Raw genomic sequence first — 21,286 nt, 5'->3', positions numbered from 1 at the left:
AAGCCTGTGAAATTTTACAATCAGTAAAATTTCACAGGCTTTAAATTTTTTCATAAAAAATAAGGATCACTTCTGATAAAATTAAGTCACCACAACAAAATTATACAGAAAGAAGGATCCTTATGTTTAAAAATTATAACATGAATCAATTAGTTTTGCCTTTAGATTTAGAAGTAACAATACAAAAAAGTGATATCTCCTTCCATGTCCACCATTTAGTTGAAAGTATCCCGTCAGAAGCGTTTGAACCATTTCTTCGAAATGAGGGCTGTCCCGCCTACCATCCACGCATGATGCTTAAAATTATCTTATGTGCTTATACACAATCTGTCTTCTCAGGGCGTAAAATTGAAGCCCTATTAAAAGATAGTCTTCGGATGATGTGGCTAGCTCAAGGGTATGAACCAAGCTATCGCACGATCAACCGTTTCCGTGTTCAACCAGAAATGAAAGAGTTGATCCGCCAATGTTTCGTCCAATTCCGTTGCCAGTTGGTCCAAGAAGAATTAATTGATCAGGAAGCTATTTTTATTGATGGAACAAAGATCGAAGCCAATGCGAACAAATTTACTTTCGTGTGGAAAAAATCCATCGAGAAATATCATAACGGATTAATTGAAAAATCAAACCAGTTATATGATGAGCTACTCGAGAAAGAAATCATACCCGAAATTGAACGCGAAAATGTAGAAGAATTAGCAGTAGAAGAACTCGCCCAGATGGTAGAGAAAGTAGACGAAGTGATTTCTGAGTATGATCAAAAAATAGAGGATTCATCGGATGTAGCTGAGCGAAAAGCTTTAAGAGCCGAACGGAAATTCCCAAAGCACGCTCGCAAACAATTAATCGACTATATTGTACGTAAACTAAAATATCAAAAAGACTTTGAAATCTTTGGCATGCGAAATAGTTATTCCAAGACGGACTCAGATGCCACATTTATGCGAATGAAGGATGACTATATGAACAATGGTCAATTGAAAGCAGGTTATAACATCCAAGTCGCAACAGAAGGTCAATATGTGCTTGCCTACAGTATCTATTCGAATCCAACGGATACACGTACCTTAATCCCGTTTTTAGATGAAATCGAACAACATTATTTTGATTTACCAAAACACATCGTCGCAGATGCTGGATATGGCAGCGAACAAAATTATGATGATATTCTTTTGAATCGTAAACGAGAAGCCTTAATTACGTATAACTTGTATTTAAAAGAACAAAAGAAAAAGTATAAACAAAACGAATTCAATACAGCCTACTGGGATTATGATGAAGAAAATGATCAATACACTTGTCCGAACCAACAACACCTTGTATTTAAATATCGTACCATGAAAACGGATCAATATGAATTTACGCGAGAGTTTAAGGTATACGAATGTGAAGACTGTTCCGGATGCCCATTCCGTTCATTATGTACAAAAGCAAAAGAAGGAAATAATCGTAAGTTACTAGTGAATGAGAAGTGGGAACAGCAAAAAGAATATGTAAGAACAACGCTTTCAGAAGAAAAAACGAGTACCATTTATCGTCAACGCAAAATTGACGTGGAACCAGTTTTTGGATTCTTGAAGGCTAATTTGGGTTTCACTCGATTTTCTGTACGAGGGAAATCGAGGGTAGGAAATGAAATGGGGCTCGCATTACTGGCCGTGAATTTAAGAAAGTTCACAGCCAGTAAGTATGGAGACGGCATAAAAAATAGAGAAATCCTAATTTGAATTCATTCAAATTAGGATTTCTCATTTATTGAAGCTAGTTATGTCCCAGCCTCTTTTTGTTTATATTTTGTGATTTCTAACAAAATGGAGGCTTTAAAATGAATACACCAAATTTAAAAAACCATGTCATCTTTTTTAGCGGAGGAATGTCATCATTTACAGTTGCTCACTTGGTAAAAGAGCGATTCCCGAACGATAACATATTATTGTATTTTACTGACACACTTTGGGAAGACGAGGATCTGTACAGATTTATTTACGAAGCTTCAGACAAGTTACGGCTGCCTTTGCTTTATCATGCAGTGGGATTAACTCCTCCACAATTAATGGCGAAAGAACGATTCATGTATAACAGCAGAGTTGGGAACTGTTCTAAAAAATTAAAAATGGAGCCTGCAGCTAAATATTTTAAAAAAGGTATTAAACCTAATATAGAGAAATGGTACAACGAACAGTATTTAAAAGCATCGATAGAACCAATTGTTGGTGGGTTTGCAGCTAATACATCCGTATACTTTGGTATTGGTTGGGATGAGATGCATCGTGAAGAGGCTATTAAAAAGAATTGGATGCCTTTCGATGTCCAAATGCCTTTAATTGATGAAGTTATCGACAATGATGAAACATTAAAACTTTATGGTATTCGTAGACCGCGCTTATATGATATGGGCTTTGTTCATAATAATTGCAAAGGACGCTGCGTTAAGGCTGGCCAAGGTCACTATAAAAACCTTTTATTAAAGGATGATAAGACCTTTCAGGAGGTAAAAGAGCAAGAAATCGTGCTTAGTGAGTATATCCGTTACACTAAACAACCTCAAATCAAAAGCGGAAAATGTAAAGATTACCTCTTCCAAGACGTATATAAGTTTCTTTCAACTGGAATAAAATCTTCTAAAATAAAAAATATATTAGAATCTACTGAATACTTATCTTCTAGTCGCAGATTGTTTGGCAATGATAGTAAAGGTAATCCAATCAACAAGCCGTATTCTTACATTAAGACAATGACTTTAAATCAGTTAGAAAAACTACCAATCCAGTGTGACATGTGGGACATTGGCGGTTGCGGATGTTTTGTAGATTACGGGGAATAAAGACAAGGGAGGATAATTTTATGAAAAATTCAGAAATTTATATGGAAATGGTGGAAACAAGCCAAAGGATAAATGAACTCTTCAAGCAAAATAAATTGAAGGAAAGAAATAAGTTGGTCCCAAGATGGAGAGAACTATATAGAATGTATGACTTTGGATTCTCAGTAAATGAAACTGTCGAAACTTTAGCCTGGAGGAATAGTTGGAGTGAAGCGAAAATCGTAGAACATAGAGATGATAATTATTTTCTAATCCGGAACATGAAGGGTTGGGAAGTTTATGTACCAGGTACACTGATAAGAAAACCCATTATTGTGGAACATAAACATATAGAACAATTAAGTCTTTTTTAATGCAACTTGAACTAAAATCAAAAGATATTCAAGAGTCTGTTTTACAGACTCTTTTTGAATTCACAACATTCTATATTAGAAATATCAAAGGCATACATAATATATATATAGAAAGAAAATAAAAAAATACTATATTTATTTATAAATTTTCTATATTAGTTTTTATACATAATTGTATTTTAAGTAAATATAATACCTTCTTTATAAGTTAATAAAAATAAAATCATTAAAAAGAAATACCTAATATTTTACAGAGTAGTTTCAATAGTAAAAATAATTCTGAATGTTTTTAATAATAAAACGATACTCTCACCACATTTTAGCTGAACTACGATTATCGGAATCAGATGGAGGATAAATAAAATTACGATTTAACACTTGCATCTACCTAAACATAATTATATAATGTTTTCATAACATTAATTAATAATGTTATTGAACAGTTTAAGTTTTACCTATATTTAATAGGAAGAAACTCGAAAGGATTGATATTTATGATTAATAATATTTCAATTTACTCTCCTCATTTGCTGGGTGAAACATCTGATCCACTTTTTCAACAAATTGAATCTCAGAGTATTGGCTCTACATTCACCGTTGGCTGTTTTACAATTGAACGCTGCGAAAACTGGTTTGATGTAAAAAGTTCTGAGATTCATGAGTTATTTCACACTGTAAAGGAAACTTACGATTTCTTGAAAAACTTCAGCTTCCAATAATCAATATGGATTTTAAAGGGCCCAAGTAAAGAAATGTGCAGGAAGGTGAGGAAAGTGCTTAATAAGCAAAAAACTAAAGGCTGCGCTCTAAATTTACCGACAATGAGATTAAATCTAATGAGTTTCACTTTGTGTTTTAAAACTAATGAAATTGTTATGAGATGTCGCTTGAAAAATGGAGAGTACGGAGAAATAAGGGTTTGCGAAAAAGATATTAGAAGTATGTCTAGCTGGTTTGATTTAGCTAAGCAGATAAATAAAAATGCGCAGGAGGGTAACAGATGAAAGACGCTACAGTTACTATTAGCTACGAAAGTTTCCAAGATATCAAGAAGAATGCTGATAAATACGAAAAGTTAGTTCAGGCAAAAGAAGACGTTTTACACAAAAAAAAACGAATTTATCGAAACTTTATGAACTTGTCTTGAAAAAGCAAATGAACAAAAAACGTCGGTGAATAAACAATATTATATTGCTGAGGGTATTAAAGCAATCTGTAGCCATTTTGACATGGATTTGAAGGTTGAATATGGTGAGGTGGATGAAGGGAAAGCACCAAAGAAATAATATTAAGTCCAGGGAGGAGAAATTCTATGAAAACGATCACCATTAAACAACCTTGGGCGACCTTAATTGCTCTTGGTGAAAAGAAATTCGAAACTCGTTCTTGGCAAACAAAGCATCGTGGTCCATTAGCAATTCATGTAGGGAAGCAGATTGATAAAGAATCGTGTGACTACCTGCCTATTAAACAAGCACTTCATAAGCATGGTATTGAAAGTTATAAAGATTTACCTACAGCTGTTGTGCTGGCAGTTGTTGATTTAATTGATTGTCACAAAGTACCGAACGAAATAAGTCCTGCTGGTGTTGAATTCGAAAAAAAACTAGAAGGTGATGAAGTTTACTTTGGTGATTTTGATGAAGGACGTTACGCATGGGAGTTAGCAAATTTGCAAGTGTTACCAGAACCAATGCCAGCCAAAGGACAATTGAGCTTGTGGGAATGGAATAACGAAACATAATGTACAGATTGAACAGGAGGGATATAAATGCAGCAAGATAAAATCCTAGTTTTCGCTTTTAACCATTCTGGCGATAGGTTTATCAGTCCGGATTCTTGTTATCGAGGCTACTTTGATGGTCAAGATTTTATCCCTAGAAAAATCGGTTACTGTGAATCGATTGAAGAGCTTTATGAATACGATTATGTCCAATTGTTCGGAGATAATGGTGCTCAATCTCATATACCCAAACGTGAGTATAGAGATTTACTGGAATCAATGCAGCAATCGTATCTAGAGGTGTTTGGGAAAGGACAAATTTCCTTATTTTTATAAACAATCAATTTGAGAAGGTGAATTATTCATGAAAGCTAAATGCAAAAATTGTGGATATTGCAGACAATTAGGTAGACAGCAAACTCAACGCGGTAGAGTTGGTAGAAAGCATTATTATTGTGAACATCCAGAAGCAAAACTCTTGCCACTCAATACATTTGGAAACAAAGCAACACTCTTTATAGGATTTGGCGAACACACTTTAGAAAGTCCTTTGTCAATAAAAACAAGTCCGCGATGGTGTCCCATTAATAACATTAATTCATAAGGAATGAAATACGGTATTAAAAGGGTAGTTACAACGAGCTGCAGGTTCGCAGTAGTTACTGTTCAACTAATTAATTGAGTAGTAGGTGATTAATATGGCCAATCAACTTGAATGCGAATTTTGTGGAGAAATTTATGAAGGTTCTAAAGGATTAGATACAGTAGTGCATGGGTGGTTTTGTGATTGCTGTGACGCTTTTAATTTCTTTGAAGGAACACGAATAGAGAATGATCAGTTTCTAGTCATCTTAGAAGATAAAGCTAGGACAGAAGAAACAAAAACCACTAAATATAGCCATTTAAGACGGAATTTATCACCTTTCCGTTATCCTGGCGGTAAATCGAAAATGATTGACTACTTGTACCAGCATTTGTATAAAAATAAAGCTGACACACTTTACTCTCCATTTACAGGTGGTGGCAGCTTTGAATTAGCAATGTTAGAAGCTGGAGTAGTAAAACGGATTGTATTAAATGACTTAGATTTTGGGGTGTACTCGTTGTGGTGGTGCATGCTGTATATGTCAGATGAATTGATTTATCGTATACAACATGCACAACCGACACACAAAGATTATTTCAAGGCTCAGCAACAAATAAAAAACAACTTTGTTGGAATGAACTCTATAGAAGCTGCTTGGGCAACACTACTTGTAAATAGACTAGCCTATAGTGGTATTTGTAAAGCGAATCCGCTTGGTGGCAAATATGGTAGTAGAGAAAAGCTACTTGCACGTTGGAATCCGAAAACATTGATTAATAGCATTGAGTATATATCCAACCAACATGCAAACATTGAACTTCATTGTGAAGATGCTTATGAATTTATGGTGGAGTCATATTGGGATGACACTGGTGTATTGTTTATTGATCCCCCATACGTAATAAAGGGTGCTGCACTATACAATATTGCTATGACGTTAGATGAACATAGAAAACTCGGTGTTCATTTAGACTTACTTTATCAAGGATTTAGTGGTGCCAACATCATTGTCACATATGACTACAATAAAATAACTGCAAAAATGTTTGAATTGGCAACTGAAAAAATTGTTGTTGGACGTAGATATTCAATTTAACTACACATTTAGTACAAAGAGGTGAGACTATGATCACGGCAAAGAGCTACTTCAGTGGTGCGGGCGGCATGGATTTAGGGATGATTGAGGCTGGTATTGTTGTAATTGAATCATATGAAATTGACCAAAAAGCCTGTGCAACTCTTAGGAAAAATTTTAAGCACACAATTAATGAAACAGATATAACAAAAATTACAGTATTAGATCAGCAAGATGCCGATGTATATATCGGAACATTTCCTTGTACACGATATAGCAACATAGCAGACATACATGGTACACGTACAGGTGATGATTTATTTTTACATTTCTTTCGTCATGTAGCATTAGCGCAGCCTGAAGCATATGTAATCGAAAATGTACCAGGAATGAAAAAGTTTCAAGTAGTAATGGAGTGCATGACAAAACTGCCAAACTACTATGTAAGAGTTGAATGTCCAGTCAATGCGAATATGTGGTTACCACAAGAACGTAAGAGATTAATAGTAATTGGTACTAAAAAGCCCTTTTACAATTTAGACTATCCTGAAAGTATACCTACAAGGATGCGAGACATTATAGATGTTGGAACAGAAGTATACACGCCACCATATGTACAGAAACGGCTAGATGGTCATTATAGGGATAAGCCAATTATTACAAGTTTAGATGGAATAGCTCCCACTTGTGTAGCACACTACGGAAAAGATCGTTCTACAAGGTTAATTAATGATGGGGTGTATATTCGACCTTATTCTGTTCGTGAATGGGCCAGACTTCAAGGATTCCCAAATTGGTTTATGTTTGCTGGCACGGATAATGATGCATATAAACAGATTGGTAATGCTGTACCTGTCAATATGGGCATATGGGTTGGGAAACAACTTATTAAATATTTTGCTAGTTAGTTTATGAACGTGGTAAACAACAAGAAAAAAGTGGGTGATATTAATGGAAATGTACATTTTATTCGAATTTGAAGGTATACAAATGGTGGCAAAGCAAACACGCTTTTCTAAATTAGAAAGACTGTATGGATTTCATTTCTATGATTTAACTCACCCTGAAGAAGATGAACACTTCCCAGATACAATTGTTAAGGAGAGACAAACAGTTTCTAATTATTGGGGCAGCATAATGACATCAAAACCAATTGAAGAAGTAGAACGCAATGGATACTATTATATCGCAGATTGGGGTTTAAACGCTGATAACGTAGAGGGACCCGCTCCCAATGAAAAATTTGTTAATAATACACAATTTTATGCCTATGATTTTTATATGGAAGCCATGGAACAAGATATTAATATAACTGGAAGGTCCATTGATTTTTTCACAATGGCATCTTTACTAGATATTATTGAGCCCTATTCATATCCTGTGCAAGATTTAGTAATGGAACGTTCTTGGAATATGCCAAATAAGAACACTTTCGAAATAAAGTCCATACGCGAACTTTTAAAAGATGAATTGAAAGGTGGACTAATAATAGACCCTTTTGCTAATCGTAATAACTATGGTCATATTACTAATGATTTAAATGAAAAGTATGATACCGATTTTCATATGGATGCATTGGATTTTTTGAGAATGTTTCCAGATGAATCAGTAGATGTGGTGCTATTCGACCCTCCATATTCACCTAGGCAAGTAAAGGAAGCATACGAATCTGTTGGATTAAATACTAAAGGTGGCAGATTAACTCAAGCTTCTTATTGGAGTGATTTAAAGAAAGAGATTGCCAGAGTACTGCGAATTGGTGGAAAATCGATCTCCTTCGGTTGGAATAGTGGAGGTATGAATAATAAAGAGTTATTTCATATAAATAGGATTCAACTTGTAGCACATGGAGGAAACCATAACGATACTATTGTTACTGTCTCAGTAAAAAAATTTTCTAAAATTCCGGAGAAAAAAAACGATTCAAGATTTGACAGCAAAGTTAACAAGCAGTTATCCCTCTTTTAAAATCATTTCTAAATTACAATAACTCATAAGGAGAAAAATATGGCTCAAACAATATTAGAAGTTCAACTAGTACAAAAGCTAGCATTAGCATTATTAAATCAAGCAAAACTCTTAGATATTGATATCAAAGAATTACATTATCATCATATAGTACCGTTTATCCAAAAGGAGGGTACTTCACTAAAAGCCTATTATGCAGTTGTGAATTTAACAACCGTTGAAGAGAAAAATGGTAGTTTTTACTCTAAGGCTATCATGCTAAGCGGTTGGGAAAAGAAGACCGATGCAATAAGCGCAATACAAGAAATCTACAGTCGATTAGAGCAGCAAGGGCTAATTAACATTGATAATATTATAATGATGGAGTGTACGCTCCTTAACAGTTATACAGCTTAAGTATAATTCTTAATGACTATAAATTAATACTTTGAAACGAGGAAAAAAAACGAATTAAATATAATGTAGGAAGTGAAAAATACAAACAATTTTCACTTCCTATAACAACTAGGAGGACTCAAAATGAATACAACATCTTCTTTACCAGAAAGAATTTTACTACCAAACAAATTAAGTGCACCTATGCAACACCGATGCTTATTAATTACTTCAGCAGAGGCTGTACCCCATAAACTGATTAATATTGAGCACTCCGAAGCGGAGTTGTCTTTAGTGGAAATTTTACAACTTATTGAATTGAACTACATGTCAATAAAATACCTACACCAATCTAATATGCGCGTGTTCATTGGTATGATTGAACCTGAACAAACATTTTTCGTATATGAAGAAATTAATATTTAAAAATTTTTATCGATACAAATTTGGAGGTCTACATGAAACACACAGCTCTATATGCTTTGTCTATCGTATATTCATGTATATTTTTGCTATTAGGAGGATGCGATAGTACAGAGCGGTTAAAAAAATTAGTTACAGATGATCCTGACTTACAAATTGAATTAGAGTCACAGAGTTCTAACTTTTACGAAGAGTGGAAACATCTTATGTTTAAACCAGAGGAAGATTATTCTACTACTTCAAAAGCCGCTTCAAATGATAAAATTTTATTATATCAAGTATTTGCTATTGACGGTGATACCTTACAAGCAAGTATTTCTAAAAAGGACCTACTCCAATATGACATCCCTTCTTCAGTACTAAACACAGGAATTGGTGATTATGTAGAAATGAAAGTACGTTATCTTTTAATTGACACCCCTGAAAGCGTACATCCCAAAAAAGGAGAGCAACCGTTTGGGAAAGCAGCTGCCAACCGTAACATGGAGTTATTGATGCAAGATCAGGTATCTATCCAATTCGATGAAGGGAATAAAGTAGATGATTATGGTAGATTATTAGCTTATGTATATGTAGGAGACTCATTGTTACAGGAAACATTAGTGCGAGAGGGATATGCACGTGTAGGCTATATTTTCCCTCAAAGTACAACAAAATTATCTGTTCTTCAGGAAGCTGAAAAAAAAGCACAGTCTGAGGAACTTCGTATATGGTCCATTCCAAATTATGTGACGGATACAGGTTATGTAGAATAGCGAGAGGAGAAAAGTCTTTGTCATCAATTAAGCTCCCTGTAACGTTATACGATAAAACACAATCTTACATCGAATTACATTCGATCGAAGACAACAAGGTTATTCTGACATTTTGGATTTTAGGAGAGGGTATCCCCCTTAATGTGTTCATAAGTCAGGATTATACCATTTCTTTACCATTAATCCCAAATCCAATTCTTATAAAGTCTTATCTCAAGGGAGGCAGCGAGTGATGACACATCCATTTCAATTTATTGATAAACAAGAGCCTTCTATTTCTATCACACAGGCGGCACAAGAACTAGGTCTCGCCCGCAGCACCATCTATAGCTATATAAAAGATGGGTTGCTTGAATCTATTGATTCCTTTGATGGTCGCAAGAATGTAACAGTTGCAAGTGTAGAAAAATTGAAAAATACGGGTATAAATCAATCGACAGGAACCAGTTTAGGTCAATTGGCTAAAGAGCTTAACATTACCCGCTCCCGACTTCGAAAAACGATTGAACAAGCTGGATTAATCATTCCGAAAGTAAAACACGGGAATCGAGAGAAGTTTAGCATAACCGATGAAATTAAAGAGCAAATTCTAGAGTCATTAATGCTACAAAAAGAGTTCCCTAAAACTGCATTTTTCCATAGAAGATACAACATTTGCTTACATCAATTATTTTATAGTGACCTACAAGAAATTGATTATAGAATTATATATGAAGATGGTGTATGGGGCATTAACACGCCTGCAGGGATATGCGATTTCGAAATTGCTAAAGAAAGATACCGATTAAAGCCTATATATAATATCCACTCAAAATTAAGAAGCACTACACTTCAAGTTACTTTCCACATTACATTAACGGATCCTAAATTCTTTAAGTTTATGGATACCGTATATATTTTATGTGGAATAGAAAATTTATCCTTCCAATATGACGAGGGAAATCTTATTGTTAAAGCTAGAGCTGGTAGATATAAATTACTTAAGGAAGAGTTGGCCACTCGCTGTATTGATTTACAATCATTTGTGGTCGATGGAGAAGTTCAACACTTTGAAGCGGGGATGAACCTAATCAGTACTGACGTAATTGTGCCAATCACTTTATCAAAACAGCAATATGAACATTTTTCTGCCCTGGCAAGTGAAAAACAAATTAGTTGTGAAGAGTTTTTACTTAGCCGCATAGTATTGGCGAAGGAAATTAAGGACTGATAATTATGTGTATAATCTATACTTGCACTTGTGCAAAATGTAAGAAGTTAAATGCCACTGCTAAGCTTTTTCGAGTATCTGATGTGGTAGTATGTGCTAAGTGCTTCAATGACGCACTATTAATAGCTAGCCCAGCTGAATACTATACCTTAATTTCCATAAAGGAAGCTTTGCAGAATGAGCCTATAGTTATTGAATAATGAACACCGGTACGGTATACTTGAGCTATTCTAAACCGTATATTTAAAACAGGAGTACCCTGAAGAATCAAGTCGTATACCAAACGGCTTATTTGGATGGGTACTTTTTTGTTTTTATATCCATTTATTAGTGAATTTATGTACAAAACCTAAGGAGGGAACAGCGTATGAAAAAATCTACAAGAGTAGCAAAAGAAGGGGACATTGTCGCTTTTACACGTAGTAATTTCTCTTGTGAAGGCGTTGTCATTACTGTTCGTTCAGAAACAGTAATGGTGGAATTACAACCAGAATATATCGGTATGTTACGAATACCCAATAATTTAACCATAGTTAATCATAAAAATTATCAGATTCTTAAATCAGATTCACAATCCCTTAAAGACCTTGTTTCTTAATAAAAGATAAAACCAAAAACATATTTATGTTTTACTTAAGAATCAAAAAAAAAACTCGCTATTATTTAGCGAGTGAGAGTTACTTTAATTATTTAGCAATAGTTGAGGAAGCCAGTACGATTTTTCAGTGTTTGGCACCACCTATTTCAAGCCAATACTTGTCATTCTTATGTCTCTAATGTTAAGATTCTAGTATTAAATTGAAAAAAAGTCGGGTGCTTAAAGTGCTGTAACACTCTAAACACTGTTCTATCGTGACGCAACCACGATACAACACTCTCCGACTTTCCTTCGTTTGATTAAAGCAATATACTCGTATTATAACGAGATGTATTTGTTTTATCAAGTGATTCTTATTGTACCTATACTTTCTAGTTATTAGAAAATTACCAACAAGTAGGTATTTTAAATGTGAATCACATAGGAAAGTAGTGTAGTGATGTATCGTCTGAAACGATATATTACTTGCTTTTTTTCTAGAAGGAGAGACATCATTATGGAAGATCTACCGAAAAACAAAACATATACCCAAGTTAAAGCAGGTGCAAAACCTCGTGACGACCTGTATCTAAAATTTTATTACCCTGCCGTAGATCCTTTTCGAGAAGATAGTTGGGTTAATGTATTAGGTCCTAAAACATTTGTCTATTGGTTACAGTTATTGACAATGGTAGACCGTTCGCCAGCTGGGTATGATAAATATGGAAATGCACAAACAGTACCGCGATCCTTAGAGGGACTAGCTAAACTATTCGGTATCTCACGGCCTACTTTCTATAGCCAAATAATTAAACCCTTATGGAATTACGGCTTAATTGATCTAGAAGAGTGGCAGGAGCAAAAAAAAATTGGAACAAAAGCTTTAAACATTATTGTTTATGAGTATCCTATGAACCAGTTTGAGTATCAAAACAGACCGCTTAAAAAAGTAAGAGATTATGATACAGAATACCATAGTTATGCTAAATCTTATGGGCATCGTGCAAAAACGTATTTCCAAAATCAATCAGATGTTGGTGAAGGAAGCGTTGCTGCTACTCGAACAGAACAACAGGAATTAGACTTGAATAATACATCACGATTACGTGAAGAACATATTACTTTAATTGATTACCTTCAGAACCTTGGTATTAGGCAAAATATTTTAGATGAAATAGCTGAAAAACTATTAAATTATAATGAGTATACCTTTACATTAGAGGATGCAGAAAAACAACTTAAACATATGCAATTTCTAATTGATAGTAATAAACCAATCTATAATTTTCCAGAGTATTTTGTTCAGGGTCTTATTATACATAAAGATGTGGGGGATAGTTTACACACATCAGTTAATCGTATACCGAAACCAAGTGAACCTACTCGGCAAGCACCGGTGCCATTTTATAATTGGCTAGAAGAACGAAATTAAACACTAGAATATCTAAACAGCGTACGCCTTTGTACGCTGTTTTTTATTTGTAAATTTATTATTCTAGTCGTATTTTTAATTCATTTAGTAACACAAGAATAAACCCGTAAATTTTCTTACGGGTAAGGCGCAGGAAAATTTACGGGATACCCGTAAAATTATTTACGGGTTTGAATTTATTGAATTTATAGCTAAATCACACAAAAAATAAACCCGTAAATTTTCTTACGGGTAAGGCGTAGAAGATTTTACGGGTAAGGCGTAAAATAATTTTCGGGTTACCCGTAAGAAATTTTGCGCCAATAATAATCTAACACTATATAAATAATCTAATACTATGTCTTAATAAGATAACCCTATCTTTAATAAGATAATCAAGTAAGAAAAAGATGATGAAGAAGATAAATAATAATATAAATACAACTTCTTTATTTAATTGCTTACTAATAAACAAAAGTGAATCAACTAGCATTATTCTATTTCTGATAGAATGTAGATATAACAATATTTAGAAATTGAAGCGTAGGATATCCTATGGGGCTTAATGAAAGAAATGTGCAGAAATTTTTAGATTGGACATACGAAAGAGTTCTCAATGGACTTCCTGGTTCTCCATCAGTATATGAGCTTGCAGACAGTTATATCTCTAAGCATGACTCAAAAGATAAAGCAATAGACAGTCTAATAAGATGGCAACAGGGAAAAGCAGGAGCAAATGGATTTGTAGCTGGATTAGGAGGAATAGTTGCTCTTCCAATCACTTATCTGCGAACTTTGTTTCTGTAACATATATGCAAATGCGAATTATCGCTGCAATAGCATATATACGTGGTTAAGATTTAAAGGATGACCAAGTACAAACCTTTGTATATGCATGTCTTACTGGCCATTCTGCAGCAGATGTCACTCGATATTAAAGAAAAACAAGTAATAGGGATTAAATTGGAAGTAGTTAAATTAATATATCTCTTAACCAGCATGTTTGAAAGTATTTTCTTTCTTTGTGTTTAAATAAAGAAGAGTGTTGGTGCCTTTTCCAACACTCTTTCTCCTTTTCAAATCAATGCGAAATGCATATTCAAGACTGGAAGAGTTATAAACTTTAAAATAAAAATTCAGGTTTTAAAAAATTATGTGGCATTAAAGAAGTGTCAGGATTCGGTTCTTTTGGCATCAATGTACATAAAAAGGAACTTATTTGCATTTGATTTGCAATAATTACGCCATCTTCATTTTCTTTAAAATTATAAGTTTCATTTGAATTTTCGTTATAGTTTGCTCCACCCAATTTCCAAAATGCAAATCCAGCTGATGCACCTGCTTTCAATTCCTTCATACTAGTTCTATTTATTTCTTTACTGTAATCCAATTTTATTACTAAATTTTTTACAAATATAATATCCTGTGGTGTCATTTGCCAAGTCCCTTGCGTATCAGGTGGGGGAGCACCGTTAGAATAAGTTGATCCTCCAGCAGTTGGATTTTCTTTCGTTGCTGTTGGCCACCACCAGGCTCTACCTTCAAGTAAATACGGTTCAAACCATGGTCTGTCAAGATGAATACGTATATAATCGAAATTAACTTCCATTCCATTAGTATCAAATTCCAAATAGGTTCTATTTTCTACGCCACTTGCATTTGCAGAACCCCAAAATAGTTTATACGAGCCTCTTGCTCCTGCACTCCAACTTTTACTGCTAGAACTTTCATATTTTTCTGTTTCACTTGAAGTGAAAGTAAAATGATTCCATTGAAAGTCAGGTTTGTAAAAGCTATGTGGTATACACATTGTTGGTACAAATGGTGAACCTTGGGAATTTTTATTTGTATTATAAAGGTTATCGTATAGCTCTTTTAAATGATCTTTCCAACCTGATAAACCAGCACTTTCGAAAGTATCCCTTAATCTCCTGTATTTTTCAAATTCATTTTTGTAACCTAGATCTTTCCAATCATCATTTGCGTTGTTTAATGCATTTGTCAGATCATATAATCTAGAAGTATAGTCAGCAGGTCTAGGTTCTAAATTATTAAGTTCATTTATGTCTGATTGAGCTTTTTCTACGGCTAATTCATATTTTCTATAATCGTTTCGATGTACACTTATAAATTTCTTTGCTTCAGCTAATACTTTTTCTTGTTCAGGATCTAGAGTAATTGAAGGGAATGTTGCCAATTCTAAAAATTCACGCCTATATACATGGGCAAGCGAACTTCCTGTAGGAATCCAATTTGATACAGTTGCAGGTAATCGATTGACAAGAGCAGAGAATCTATATGCTTCATCCATATTATGTTGATAATCCTCTAGAAAAGCCAATTCTTTTTCGGATAAAAGATAACCACCATCTATGATAGATAGATAAGTGTTAGAGGGAAGATTTTTTCCTGACATCACTTGGTAAAATTTCTCATTAAGAGCATCCATTACGTTTTGATCCTGATTTGGCATAAACTAAACTCCTTCTCATTAATTTAATAGTTGTACAACTAATATTATTAACCAATTCCCATATAAAAATTCCACAATGTGATATAAATGTATATGGACAAGAATTTGTAGACACTAAAAAGTCATTAAATAAGGGAACTTTTTGTATATGTCTGTACATTCTTGTCCAAAGTGTCTGAAAGTTCTTGCAGGGACATGAACTTCCGGACACTCAAAATGCTATTAGATAATCATTGCTTATTAATTTGTCTAAAGGTTCTTGCCCAAAAAAAAGACAAGAACCTTTAGACTTTGTATAAAAAGGACAAGAATGTCCAGACGATCACTGTAAAAAATAAACGTCCGGAAGTTCATGTCCATATACAGTTCATGTCCTTTAGCAGGGGCTATACTATTATTATTAGATTGAGTACAACAAACATGTAACTAAATAACAATTTAGTTACATGTTTGTCGGGGCTTCCTTACCTTTTATTTACAAAGTGTAAAAATTGTAAAATGACAAATAGTTTTGGACACTTTGGAAAAAAGTTTGGGTGACTATTATTTAACAATCCTTTAGTTTCAAGCGTAATAAGACATTTCATTATTTCTAAAAATATTTGCCATTTTACACTTATTTAATCAATCCTCAGACCTTCTTCCTAATAGATAATATTTCATTTCCTGGAATTGAATCATAATTACGAACCAAGCCTCTCCAACCACTCAAATAGATATTTTGGTCTAGCTCATTCATTTATTCTTGAAGTGTAATTCTATCATTTACTAGTTTAAACCCGAAATTAACTAGTCGTTCTGCTACATTGTCGCCATGAGTTTGATTGTATTCAGTTATTACCTCTTCAATAACATTAGTCACTATAATAGGATAAAATAATCGTTGTTTTCTAATATCACCTTTCAAGGAGACACCATTTGTATTAAAAGTGATAGCAGCATCTTTAAAAATAATTCCTCCTTCATGTCTTGTTAAATCACTGTATTCGCTTCTAGGATCATTAAACAGTGCGTATGGATGTAGAGTTGTCATAATTATTAAGATTAAAATTATGTTTATATCGATATACGAGGTCTAAAACATCTGATTCGGAAAATAACCAGCGATTTTTTTCGCTTTTAATTGCATTAATCTCATTTTGGACCCAATAATTTATTTTTCTTGAATCAACTTTTTTATCAAATAAATCGATATATTCAATATTAAAAATGCTCACAACCTCTTGTGTTGTTTAAGTATACTTCTCATACAAATTGTTAATATTCAAATATTACTCCTACTCTACTTTTGTAAAAAGACAAAAAGATTTTCAAATACATTGTAGTTTAGACTATGCTGTCTATTAAATGATGCAATTTGTCCAAAATTTTTTGACGCTGTATTCGAGTCGTCTAAAACTATTTGACTTTTTACACAAAGTTAGTATATTGCTGTAAAAGATCAGATAGTGTATATAGACAAAAAATTGCAGACACGCAACGTAGTAATCTTCTACCAAGTCAAAAACGTGTGTGTTGGGTTTGTTATGACAAACTCTATCCTTGCGTGTTGTAAAAACTTATACTTGTTGGAGTGCTTTTTCTAAAAGTCCTCTAATTTTTTTACTGTTTTCCTGTCTCTTTAAACCGTTCCCTAAAAACGTCTGTTACTAATATACGTGCAATTGATTTTCCGACTATAACAATATCACCTCGTTGGATGTTTAAATCACGTAAATATTTAGGGATATGCCAGGTGTGCTTTTTAGGATGTAGTTAGTTTTCTCTTTTTCTGATGCTACAAATGAATTCGAAACCGTTAAATCGTTGATTTTATTTCGAATAATGGCACTTAGCAAGGCTCATCGGTTGTTTTTAATGTATTAATCGCTAGCTGAAATGGCTGCATCTTTTGATTGATACATGATTGTTTCTAAATGGCCGTTAGACAGCCATAGCTTGCCATCTGCTTTGTTTTTTTTGAATGACCCATAAAAATTGCCGCGCAACGGCTCTAAAGTCCTCTTCAGAGCTAGTACAAGGTTCTCCGTTGTCTTAAACAGGAGATAAGAGTTTTTCACCAAACAATTTAAACTCCGAAACATCTGTTACCCACTTATCATGTAGAATTCAAGCAAGAGCCCTTATAATTTTTGTCCAGTTTAGTGTTGACATACCACTTTAAGGTTAGACGTTTTTCCAGCGCGCATTTCTCCCTTTTGAAATTAGCTTAATTTCTCCTCCTAATTGTAAATCAGTTAAGGCTTTACTAATCGTACTTTCTGCTATATCAGGATAAATACTACCAATGTATTCTTTTGTAAAAGGTTGATCTTGATTAAGAACAAAATTCTGAATTCTCTCTATCTTAGTCTGTCTACTTATAGTATCCCGCACTCTATTATGTAGATCTTTATAAGCATCTAGAATAATAGTTAAGAATATTTTTAGCCAAAAGCTAATATTATGCTCATTACAGTACCAATTCGCTGATGATTTATAGACTGCTTCATAGTATTCTGACTCTCTTTTCTTTATATATTTATCTAAACAAACATATTTCACAAATGTATGACCACTTTTTATTAATAACAATTGCATTAACATTAGAGTTAACCTTCCATTACCCTGACTAAATGGAAATATGCAATAAAGATTGAATATAAAATGAGCAATCAACATAATAGTAGGTAATTCTTTTTTACAGTTTAATAGATTATACTGATTGCATAATTGTTCTACAGCCATTTGAATATTTTCAGGTGGAAGAGGACGATAAACATTTGAGTACATACCTTTGTCCGGCATTCATGGGATAGAGAATGGTTTTTGACGCCATTTTGCACTATCAGAAGTAATAAAATGTATTAATTGAAAATGTAATTCTTGTATAGTATCCGGACTAATAGCAAAAACATTAGATTTTTCACGCACAAGCGTCAGAGTTTCATAATAACAAAATATAGCATCTTCTGAGATCGATTGGGGTATTATATCTTCTAAAATTAGTTCTTTTAATCGTTTATTAGAAACTTTTATATCTTCATAAATTGATACATAGTTTTTTATGTACTGTAATGGCATTGCATTTTCTAGCCTAGTAAATATATCGGATCTTTGCTCTTGATAAGCAGTTAACTTTCCTTTAAATTCACTAATTTCACTAACTAAGTTTATTACTTGTTTCTCACCATTATATTTATACTGATCTTCAAAAAAATTCCTCATTTGTCCCTCCCTCTATAAATGTTGATATATCAACGGTTTGACCCGTTTTAAAAGTGATGAAAAATATTTTTTCACCAATATTACATATAATGTTTCCTAATTTTTCAATACATTGTCATTTGATGAGTACGCTTCGCTAAAGTTAATTCATTAAAATTAACTTTAATTTCCATTATATGATACACTAATGGATCCCTGCGATGCTTATGATGACGTACCCTCCCATGTCTCTTGGCGTCCTTGCGCATACATTCCTTCGTTCTACATAAGGCAGAGGCTGGCGATGCTCCTTTAGGGACTCAAAGTCGGATGGAATAAATAATGCCGGCTACTCCGTGTCATCCTTCTGTTTTCAAACTATAAAACTATTGCTGGGCTACCTCTTCGAGACAATAAAGGTCTTTCATCATTTGTCTCACATCAAAATGCACTTGTTTCTTGCATAAGGTGTGTAAAATCTTCAGTAGCTTTCCGCAGAGCACGACAATCGATTGATTCTTTCGAAGGGTATTAGTGGTGCGTGTTGTGTAATATTCATGTAATTTCTTAAAAGCTTAGTTGTGACGAAGTAACGGTATCATGACTCGAAATAAAAGAACCCGTAGCTTCCTACTTCCTCGCTTGGATATACGTTTTTGTCCTTTGCGTTGCCCAGAAGAATTTTCACGCAATGTGAGTCCCGCTAGTTTGATTAATTGGCGTGGATGTTCATACTGTGTGAGTGAACCGACTTCTGAAAGTAGCTCGACAATCGTTACGTTGCTGATGCCTGGGACGGAATTTAAGTATTCATAAACCGTCATTTCTTTTGCTAGGTCCGTTAACTGTTCTGTGTTAAAGTGTCTAATTGGCTTTGCATTAATTTGTACTGTGTGAGAAGTGTGGCGATTTCTATTCGTGCCATCACAAGTCCCTCTGTCAGCCCGATTGAGTGCTGTGCTGCTTCGACTAATTGTTTCGCTTTTGGTAGCTGAGGTGATTTCATACCCTCGACTTGCCGATATAAAAATAATAGTTCTTCGGGTGTCTTTCCTTGAAAATCGCAGGGTAATGGCGTCATTTCAAGCGCCGCATAAGCCATTTTGCCAAAGTCTTTAAACACCATCATAAATTCAGGAAAGAAACGATCAATCCAACGAATGATACGATTTTGTATGGCATTCAGATCTTCTTGAATTTTGGAGCGTAGCGTTGCACCATTTCGTAATTCAGCTTCCATGCCTTCTAGAATACGTGGATAACTAAAACGTCCATCACGTAGTAAACGTGCAATGACAAGGGCATCCTTTTGATCGTTTTTCGTTTGGAGATTGTCATCCAAACGATTGACATGATGAGGATTAACCATGACAAACGGAATCCCGTGTGTGCACTAAGATAAGCAGCGAGATTCATCCAATAATGACCAGTCGGCTCGAAACTGACTAACACTTCGCTTTTTTCATGTGCAGCACGTACAACAAGTAATCTTTCATAAAAAGCATCGATACCTTCCCTTGATTGAGAGAAAGGGAACGATTGTTGGAGCACGCGTCCTCTCTCATCAACCGCGCATGGTATGTGTACCGTTTGGCAATGTCGATACCTATGACGAGCGTTTTTTCAGTGACTTGATTAATCTTTTAGTTCGTATTAGAATTCATACGTGGGGTTCTCCTGTGTGATAGTGGGTCAATTTAGGCGTTGACAACCATGCATCATACAAGAGGACTTTTTCTTTTTCAAACCCCTGAAAATCCTTCTAACAGGAATGCTCCTTTTTTGAAATTACTATACTATCTTTTGTCACAAACATACATAGTATTATTTTTTAAAAATGTATATCTTCATTAAATCAAGCAGAAATAAAACACTCTCATTCTGTATTAGTTAAATAACTGTATAAACGTAGCGCAATATAAGATAAATACACACAATTTAAATGGTAATTCTGGTATGTCAACACTAAACTGGACAAAAATTATAAGGGCTCTTGCTTGAATTCTACGTGTGTTAAATAGCCTAATATTCCGTGATTTCAAATGTTATTAAACCAATGAACAGTATCATCAAGTTCAAGAGCGAGCTGTTCCAGAGTAGAAAAATGTGCTCCGTTAGCGAATTCGGTTTGCCACTTTGTTCCGACACGGACATATGTTAAATCACTCACGATGACAGCCAACGGCTCTTCTTGCTCAAATTGGCGCTGTAATTCATTTTTTATCGGCGCTTCATTACATGTTGAGTGATGCAGCTTATACTGTGCTACTGTATAGTTTGATACTAGTCCAAGACCTTTCATTAAACGACCAATTCGACGACGTGATACGTGTTTTGGCTCTGGTAA

Annotated in this window: 22 protein-coding genes and 2 pseudogenes; 18 read left to right on the top strand and 6 right to left on the bottom strand. The window is 34.2% G+C overall.

All coding sequences use genetic code 11. From position 1 onward, the window contains the following. Positions 1-122 precede the first annotated feature (122 nt). The 18 genes from ACP3VS_RS22665 to ACP3VS_RS22580 all read left to right on the top strand — a co-directional run bounded on the left by ACP3VS_RS22665 (position 123) and on the right by ACP3VS_RS22580 (position 14,087). A complete protein-coding gene (locus ACP3VS_RS22665) occupies positions 123-1,727 on the top strand; it encodes an IS1182 family transposase (RefSeq protein ID WP_216485836.1) in 1,605 nt (534 codons plus the stop codon). A gap of 98 nt (positions 1,728-1,825) precedes the next feature. After that, the gene (locus tag ACP3VS_RS22660) at positions 1,826-2,824 is read left to right on the top strand and encodes a phosphoadenosine phosphosulfate reductase family protein (RefSeq protein WP_426390073.1); all 999 of its coding nucleotides are present in this window, start codon (positions 1,826-1,828) and stop codon (positions 2,822-2,824) included. A 20-nt stretch (positions 2,825-2,844) separates the two neighbouring features. Beyond that, on the top strand, positions 2,845-3,177 hold the full coding sequence (locus ACP3VS_RS22655; RefSeq protein WP_099806427.1) for a hypothetical protein: 333 nt from the start codon (positions 2,845-2,847) through the stop codon (positions 3,175-3,177). A 494-nt stretch (positions 3,178-3,671) separates the two neighbouring features. Continuing rightward, complete coding sequence (locus tag ACP3VS_RS22650; RefSeq protein ID WP_426390071.1) at positions 3,672-3,896, top strand: hypothetical protein; 225 nt, start codon at positions 3,672-3,674, stop codon at positions 3,894-3,896. Between the two features lie 281 nt (positions 3,897-4,177). Continuing rightward, the gene (locus ACP3VS_RS22645; protein ID WP_426390070.1) at positions 4,178-4,324 is read left to right on the top strand and encodes a hypothetical protein; all 147 of its coding nucleotides are present in this window, start codon (positions 4,178-4,180) and stop codon (positions 4,322-4,324) included. A gap of 165 nt (positions 4,325-4,489) precedes the next feature. Then, positions 4,490-4,921, top strand: a complete 432-nt coding sequence (locus ACP3VS_RS22640) for an ASCH domain-containing protein (protein WP_426390068.1) — start codon at positions 4,490-4,492, stop codon at positions 4,919-4,921. A gap of 27 nt (positions 4,922-4,948) precedes the next feature. Next, complete coding sequence (locus ACP3VS_RS22635) at positions 4,949-5,236, top strand: hypothetical protein (RefSeq protein ID WP_426390066.1); 288 nt, start codon at positions 4,949-4,951, stop codon at positions 5,234-5,236. Positions 5,237-5,264: 28 nt separating this feature from the next. Beyond that, positions 5,265-5,504 carry a hypothetical protein gene (locus tag ACP3VS_RS22630; RefSeq protein WP_197224347.1) on the top strand — a complete coding sequence of 80 codons (240 nt, stop codon included), beginning with the start codon at positions 5,265-5,267 and terminating at the stop codon, positions 5,502-5,504. A 94-nt stretch (positions 5,505-5,598) separates the two neighbouring features. Continuing rightward, positions 5,599-6,582: a DNA adenine methylase gene (locus ACP3VS_RS22625; RefSeq protein WP_426390065.1), complete on the top strand. Its 984-nt coding sequence runs from the start codon at positions 5,599-5,601 to the stop codon at positions 6,580-6,582. A 29-nt stretch (positions 6,583-6,611) separates the two neighbouring features. Then, on the top strand, positions 6,612-7,469 hold the full coding sequence (locus tag ACP3VS_RS22620; RefSeq protein WP_426390063.1) for a DNA cytosine methyltransferase: 858 nt from the start codon (positions 6,612-6,614) through the stop codon (positions 7,467-7,469). 43 nt (positions 7,470-7,512) lie between these two features. Beyond that, entirely contained in the window at positions 7,513-8,529 is a 1,017-nt protein-coding gene (locus tag ACP3VS_RS22615) for an LPD28 domain-containing protein (RefSeq protein ID WP_426390061.1), read from the top strand. 39 nt (positions 8,530-8,568) lie between these two features. Further along, the gene (locus ACP3VS_RS22610) at positions 8,569-8,925 is read left to right on the top strand and encodes a hypothetical protein (protein WP_426390059.1); all 357 of its coding nucleotides are present in this window, start codon (positions 8,569-8,571) and stop codon (positions 8,923-8,925) included. A gap of 123 nt (positions 8,926-9,048) precedes the next feature. Then, on the top strand, positions 9,049-9,330 hold the full coding sequence (locus ACP3VS_RS22605; protein ID WP_197224352.1) for a hypothetical protein: 282 nt from the start codon (positions 9,049-9,051) through the stop codon (positions 9,328-9,330). 32 nt (positions 9,331-9,362) lie between these two features. Then, complete coding sequence (locus ACP3VS_RS22600; protein ID WP_426390058.1) at positions 9,363-10,082, top strand: thermonuclease family protein; 720 nt, start codon at positions 9,363-9,365, stop codon at positions 10,080-10,082. A gap of 232 nt (positions 10,083-10,314) precedes the next feature. Continuing rightward, positions 10,315-11,292, top strand: coding sequence for a helix-turn-helix transcriptional regulator (locus tag ACP3VS_RS22595; protein WP_426390056.1), 978 nt, complete (start codon positions 10,315-10,317; stop codon positions 11,290-11,292). 367 nt (positions 11,293-11,659) lie between these two features. Continuing rightward, positions 11,660-11,890 (top strand): DUF2187 family protein, encoded by a 231-nt coding sequence (locus ACP3VS_RS22590; RefSeq protein ID WP_426390054.1) that lies wholly within the window; start codon positions 11,660-11,662, stop codon positions 11,888-11,890. Positions 11,891-12,386: 496 nt separating this feature from the next. Next, positions 12,387-13,301 carry a hypothetical protein gene (locus tag ACP3VS_RS22585; protein WP_426390053.1) on the top strand — a complete coding sequence of 305 codons (915 nt, stop codon included), beginning with the start codon at positions 12,387-12,389 and terminating at the stop codon, positions 13,299-13,301. Between the two features lie 534 nt (positions 13,302-13,835). Beyond that, the gene (locus ACP3VS_RS22580; RefSeq protein WP_426390051.1) at positions 13,836-14,087 is read left to right on the top strand and encodes a hypothetical protein; all 252 of its coding nucleotides are present in this window, start codon (positions 13,836-13,838) and stop codon (positions 14,085-14,087) included. A gap of 316 nt (positions 14,088-14,403) precedes the next feature. Here the strand turns inward: ACP3VS_RS22580 and ACP3VS_RS22575 are convergent, their stop codons facing one another. The 6 genes and pseudogenes from ACP3VS_RS22575 to ACP3VS_RS22550 form a co-directional block, all read right to left on the bottom strand. Continuing rightward, entirely contained in the window at positions 14,404-15,753 is a 1,350-nt protein-coding gene (locus tag ACP3VS_RS22575; protein ID WP_426390049.1) for a hypothetical protein, read from the bottom strand. Positions 15,754-17,355: 1,602 nt separating this feature from the next. Beyond that, positions 17,356-17,454 (bottom strand): hypothetical protein, encoded by a 99-nt coding sequence (locus ACP3VS_RS22570; protein WP_426390094.1) that lies wholly within the window; start codon positions 17,452-17,454, stop codon positions 17,356-17,358. A gap of 161 nt (positions 17,455-17,615) precedes the next feature. Then, complete coding sequence (locus tag ACP3VS_RS22565) at positions 17,616-17,741, bottom strand: hypothetical protein (protein WP_426390047.1); 126 nt, start codon at positions 17,739-17,741, stop codon at positions 17,616-17,618. 178 nt (positions 17,742-17,919) lie between these two features. Further along, a pseudogene (locus ACP3VS_RS22560) lies at positions 17,920-18,960 on the bottom strand (Fic family protein). A gap of 365 nt (positions 18,961-19,325) precedes the next feature. Then, positions 19,326-20,579, bottom strand: a pseudogene (locus ACP3VS_RS22555) (IS110 family transposase). Between the two features lie 398 nt (positions 20,580-20,977). Then, positions 20,978-21,286: IS3 family transposase (locus ACP3VS_RS22550; protein ID WP_426390046.1), on the bottom strand; the 309-nt coding region annotated here is incomplete at its 5' end.

Origin of the sequence: Lysinibacillus sp. VIII_CA, from assembly GCF_049943995.1 — a bacterium.
Taxonomy (GTDB): Bacteria; Bacillota; Bacilli; order Bacillales_A; family Planococcaceae; genus Lysinibacillus; species Lysinibacillus pinottii.
The sequence above is the reverse complement of the archived record's forward strand: the minus strand, read 5'-3'. Positions and strand labels throughout refer to the sequence as shown.